This window comes from Vibrio sp. 10N.247.310.98 (assembly GCF_041467395.1).
GTDB classification, from domain to species: Bacteria; Pseudomonadota; Gammaproteobacteria; order Enterobacterales; family Vibrionaceae; genus Vibrio; species Vibrio crassostreae_C.
Map to the genome: position 1 here is coordinate 1 of NZ_JBFSUL010000103.1, position 5,513 is coordinate 5,513.

The window sequence follows — 5,513 nt, forward strand, 5'->3', positions numbered from 1 at the left end:
ACGCTTACCTTTCGCAAGTCCTTGCAGGGCAAGGGGCTTCGTAATCTTGCCCTGACGTCCGAGTGACGAGTTTCACTCCAATCACGTTAGGAGCTCCATTTTCGTCTATATATAGCGAGACGTTTAAGGGGATGCCTAACGTACTCAAATGCTCTTTATGTACCAGACTCGACTCTAAAACAGGATCGTGAAACATAATTGTCAGCGAGGGCAAAAGCGGCTATTCAGCTTGATTAGCAAACCTAGAATATTCAAACGCGATAGCATTTAACAACTGAGGTAAGTCTTTAATATTTTGTTTATTAATTTCGATATAATCATCAACGAAGTGGTCTTTTTCTTCGGCTGCCTTATTAATAGAACAACCTAATAATAGAATACAACTTAGCGCTAAAAGGGTTAGCTTCTGCATTTACAATGCCTTGATTAGTTTTAGGTAAGGGATGAGGATAGAAGTGGTAAAAAGCTCGAAAGGCGCTCAATAAATCGACATTCACTTTTATTGAGCATGAACCTTCTCGTAGTTCCATTTCAATCATATTTACTCAGTCATTTAACTGTTATTGCGTCTTATCAATCCAATATTTCACCATTACCGAAAACTCTTGATACCTATCTTGATAACAAAAATGACCACTGCCTTTGAATACTGTTAACTCAGCATTCGACATACGTTTAGCTAAACGTTCTCCATTATCGACGTAAAGAATTGCATCGTTTTCTCCCCAAAATATCTGAGTGGGTAACTCTATTTTATCGAGCAATGGATCAACCGTTGCTAGACTTTTTGGGTAATCTTTAAACCATTGCATGACGGCAGGAATTCGATTGCGATAAGAAGCAATATAGTCGGAAATCTCTTCTTGATTGGGGCGATAGTTCGTATAGCAAACCTTGATACAGCCTTGAACTAAAGAGCCAGCCCCTGTCACTTTAAAAACAGTGCGCCAAAACGATGAGTCGACCATTTTTCGGATGGCGCTTGCATTTGACGAAGGATTAATTGCTGGGCCATCGCCTATCAATAAACTTTTGACATCATTGTCATATGTGCCCACATAGTAAACGATCGCGGGCATACCAACGTCAGGCCCCAATAAATGTGGTTCTTGAATATCCAAATGATTTAAGAATTCTTTTAAAAAGTCGCCTTGAGCCTTGAAAGACATGTATTCAATCCCGCCCGCACTGCCGCCGAACCCAGGCATATCGTAAGCATATAGGTTGTAGTGTTCAGCCAACCCACTCCAAATAGGGGCATACGCAAGAATGCTTTGAGGAAAAGGGGAAAGCATCACAAGAGTCGGTTTACCAATCGCTTCAGAATGTGCGTATCGAATATCGACACCATTTATCTTGGTTCGCTTTATTGGCATGGATGGTGTCGTTTCAAATGTTGGGAACATTGGATAGTCGTTTTTTCTTCGCAACTGCTCCAAGCTTTTATATTCAGAAGTCAATAACATCAGTGCCGATGCGTTAATACGATCAAACACGCTAATTTTTTCTATCTTAGGAGTATGTGTCATTAATTAATCTCTATTTAATTCTCTGAAGTTAAAAGACGCTGAAACCATGATTAAAAATTTCCATCCAATTTATTTCTGGTTCTCAAAAATAGTATTGGGGTTTACTCAACTCAGTATTTACAGCTATCAATAATTGTAGTTAACACCATTATTACTAATATTATCGCCACTACTTTACCGATATATTTGATGTTAACTAACATCGTTGTGGTCTGTTAAAACTCGTTAAATTACGTCATTTATGCTATGTTTATGACCTAATTCACAGAGGTTTGGATGGATCAATGACTATCAACACAACTTACTTTATAAGGGTAAATAGCCTGATGAATTTGTATTACAACGTATGTAATCAATATTATTCAGATCCAATCTCCCCACAGACAATTCCCCAATCCGCGTTTAATCACACAATGAACCTGTTGCCCATTTCTGAGGTATTTCAGCTTTATGAAGAACTCGAATGCTATACAAAAAATCCAAACTTTATGCTCGAGGCTGTGCGCCATTTCCGGGTCGAAGACTTGGGCGGATTAGGCCAATGGATGTTCTCTGGTCATGACTTAATGTCGACGATAAGAAAGGTAAATTACGGCATGGGGTGTATTCAATCCGGTGCTTTTTGGGTTGCTGCACCTGCGGGGTCTATCATCAAGTGGACTTACAACAATCAGTATGATGCAGAACACTTAGACGTTCATGACAGTATTAGAGTCGCTGTTTTGATGTCAAAAATATTGAAAAAATACCTTGGGGCAGACTTTGCTCCGATGCGCGTACTACTTTCAGGAGAGCGTGCGGATGAGAAACTATATCAAGATTATTTTGGCTGTGATGTCGCGTGGAATCATCATCAAACAGAGATCTGGTTTCATTCCAGCTTACGCTTGGCAAACCTGGCTGATAATCAAGATACCAAGCAAACCTTTTCGCTGAATTTTGAGGATTTGGACCGATGTTTAGACATGCCCGATCCTAGCGATGACACTAAGTTAGTTTATGAAGCCATCAACTACTCATGTCATTTTGGTTTACCGACACTCGAAAGAGTATCGAACCTGTTGGGCCTATCAATTCAGCAGTTTCAACGTAGATTCCATAAATATGGCCACAACTTTACCGAAATGTGTGGTTTTGTCTTAAGCAACAAAGCGGTCAAAATGCTAAGCCAATCAATACCAGTCGAAGAAGTTGCAAGCAGTTTAGGGTATAACCATCTCGATAGCTTTACGCATATGTTTAAGAAGCATCGAGGCATGACACCCAAGCAATATCTCAAATCATTGGAATAAAATAAAACATCCGCAGAGTGTCTCTACTTGCGGATGAGAAAGGTTGCATCACCTCGCTAGATGGCTTGGATACTGATCTCGACACGGCGATTGCAGGCTCTTCCGTCTTCGGTTGCATTGTCACAAATAGGGTAACGTTCACCAAGGCCGCTGGTACTGATTCGTCCACCTTTCACTTTTTGATTCACTAAGTAAGCTTTTACTGAATCAGCACGTTTCTCAGACAACTGCTGATTAGAAGCATCATTGCCAGTACTGTCGGTATAGCCTTTGATCTGCAAATACGAATCTGGGTACTCGACCAATATTCTCGCAACACCATTCAATGAATTGTATACCGTCGCTTCAAGTAGGTATTCACCAGAGCGAAAACCGATGCCGTTTTCCATCACCAACACTAACTCATTTTCACCAACACGCTTTACTTGAACGCCTGAATCTAGCAACTCCTGACGCAAAGCTTCCTCTTGTTTATCCAGTGAGTAGCCGACTCCTCCACCGATGAGACCGCCAGCCGTTGCCCCAATTAACGCTCTCTTTTTCCGTTCTTTTGAATTATCTCCAGACAGGAGACCAATCGCAGCACCAGACAAAGAACCAATCGCAGTCCCTTTTGTTGTGGAATTCGTTTCCATCTCACCAGTCGTTGCGTCCTGACGTTGAGTCGCCTGACAGCCCACCAAGCTCGTTAATAGCAACAGAGAGATAATAGGTTTAATGCATCTTTTTATTTCAGAAGATATGAATAGCATAAATATATTCCAGTTAAATTTAGACTTTCGATTAAATATTCACTGAATAGCAAACATATTAAAATTACAGACCACGACTGTGGCCCGTAATTTCATTAATAATCTTATTTTGAATAATTCGGAATTAAATAACCGAATTAACTCTAGTTCTAGCTCTAGCTCTAGCTCTAGCTCTAGAAAGAGTAGAAGTAGTAGAGCTGCGACTTCATACGTAAAATGATTCCACGTATTACATCAAGAAACGCCATAAGCTCTGTTGGCTTTTCTCCGCTAATCCAAGCTAAACCAACCGAGCCGACTGGTACGCTATAGCCTTCAGGTTCAAAGACTTTCAACCTAACAAAGTGATGTTTGTTTTGTAGGTTCTTGCCTGTCGTAGAGCGAACATTCTGGTCAAAGCCAAGCAAGTTACTTTGCGCTTCGCCGGTTGCTTCAATAATACCTTCAACCTCTGCCGTGAATACTTTCCCTGGATAAACTGGCGTTGTAAATTCAGCCAATTGACCCGGTTTAACATTTCTAATAGCTTGATGATTCACTCTCATCAATACGTATTTCTCGTTGGTGTACATCTGCAATCGTGGAACTCTAGAAACAAGCTGACCTTCACGAAGAATAAAGTTAGTCACAAAGCCATCAGCGGGTGCATAAATCTTGGTGCTATCAAGATCCCATTTTGCTTTATTCATCTTCTGAATTGTTTCGTTAAAGTCTGACTGACGGGATTCAACCGAGAGTTCCGCTTTGGTTATTTGTAGCTTGGCTTTCTCTACATCAGATTTCTTTTTGCTCAGCTGTGACTCAAGCTTGGCCACAGTGTACACAGCAGAATCGGCGACCGTTTGCTGGTTATCAATCATGCTTTCAGTGATCGTATTACGCACGACTCGGTTTTGTTCAAGATAACGCTTCAACGTTCTTTTCTGTAAGTCTCTATTTGACTGAGCAGCTGAAAGCTCACTTTGTGTCATTTCAAAATCATGTAACGCTGCCTGATAGCTGGATTCAGCGATTTTTACTTCTTCAGCCGCAGTGCTAACCGCTACGTTTGCCGAGTCGCGCGAAATCTTCGCTTGTTCATAAGCAATTTGATAAGGCTCGTTTTCAATCTCATAGATTAACTGCCCTTTCTCAATGCGTTGGTTAGGGGTGATATAAATCTGGTCGACCTTACCCGAGACATTGGTTGAGGTTGGGCGAAGCTGAATGTGAGGAGACTGCACCACAGAGCCTCCCGACAAATCCATTGGTGTATAGTTAATTAATCCTACCCACACAAATAACAACCAACCACTGCCTCCTAGATAAGCGAATGCTTTCGTCCCTGTGTTCCAAGGCATGCCAACAAGTCTTAATAAATAGATGAACAAACACCAAACCGCTAAACCTTCTAACATTTAGACATCCTCTGATTGATTAACTTGAGCCGGAGAATTCCATAAATCACGCAGTCGGATAATGGCTTTTTCAAAATCTACAAAAGCAATGATAATGGCGAGCACCCACACCCAGTGCCAAATGAAGCCAATCCAAGTGAGCGCGGTAATCAACCCTATCTGATGGTGGTCAGTCTTATGAGCCTTTTGAATAGGGATCTCGTGAAGCTTCCAAAAACCGAACAGGCCAGCCGCTATGGTGCTGATCAGCACGATAGCGGCTGCTATATGTAAAACGGTATCTGCAGAGGTCTCTACATAAGGGATACTGATTAAACTCATTGCTCATACTCTTGTAAATTAAGACCAACACAGGATATATGCCACCCACTTACAACGGCAATTTTAGATAAATTACGTCATATAAAATAACATGATGATATGAATCACCAGATAAGGTGTGCGATATATCAAAGTAGCAAGGTATTAAGTTCAGTAGCCTGACGCTATGGCTCTTCTCCGCTTAGATGAGCTTGATTTCTGGGTAAATGGTAGAGTGAGTTT

General features: G+C 41.2%; 6 protein-coding genes. 1 reads left to right on the forward strand and 5 read right to left on the reverse strand.

All coding sequences use genetic code 11. The annotated features are described in order from the left end of the window. Window positions 1-220 precede the first annotated feature (220 nt). Window positions 221-412 (reverse strand): hypothetical protein, encoded by a 192-nt coding sequence (locus AB6E78_RS22640; RefSeq protein ID WP_017072403.1) that lies wholly within the window; start codon window positions 410-412, stop codon window positions 221-223. A 148-nt stretch (window positions 413-560) separates the two neighbouring features. Beyond that, window positions 561-1,529, reverse strand: a complete 969-nt coding sequence (locus AB6E78_RS22645) for an alpha/beta fold hydrolase (protein ID WP_102394267.1) — start codon at window positions 1,527-1,529, stop codon at window positions 561-563. A gap of 284 nt (window positions 1,530-1,813) precedes the next feature. On the opposite strand from AB6E78_RS22645, the gene AB6E78_RS22650 reads away from it, so the two are divergent. Beyond that, window positions 1,814-2,821, forward strand: a complete 1,008-nt coding sequence (locus AB6E78_RS22650; RefSeq protein ID WP_017072401.1) for an AraC family transcriptional regulator — start codon at window positions 1,814-1,816, stop codon at window positions 2,819-2,821. Between the two features lie 56 nt (window positions 2,822-2,877). Here AB6E78_RS22650 and AB6E78_RS22655 read toward each other — a convergent pair whose 3' ends face one another. From AB6E78_RS22655 to AB6E78_RS22665, 3 genes are all read right to left on the reverse strand, one after another. Beyond that, complete coding sequence (locus AB6E78_RS22655) at window positions 2,878-3,540, reverse strand: OmpA family protein (RefSeq protein ID WP_029235518.1); 663 nt, start codon at window positions 3,538-3,540, stop codon at window positions 2,878-2,880. Between the two features lie 206 nt (window positions 3,541-3,746). Continuing rightward, complete coding sequence (locus AB6E78_RS22660) at window positions 3,747-4,970, reverse strand: HlyD family secretion protein (RefSeq protein WP_372134246.1); 1,224 nt, start codon at window positions 4,968-4,970, stop codon at window positions 3,747-3,749. Beyond that, window positions 4,971-5,291 carry a hypothetical protein gene (locus tag AB6E78_RS22665; protein WP_017072398.1) on the reverse strand — a complete coding sequence of 107 codons (321 nt, stop codon included), beginning with the start codon at window positions 5,289-5,291 and terminating at the stop codon, window positions 4,971-4,973. It lies immediately after the preceding gene. Window positions 5,292-5,513 lie beyond the last annotated feature (222 nt).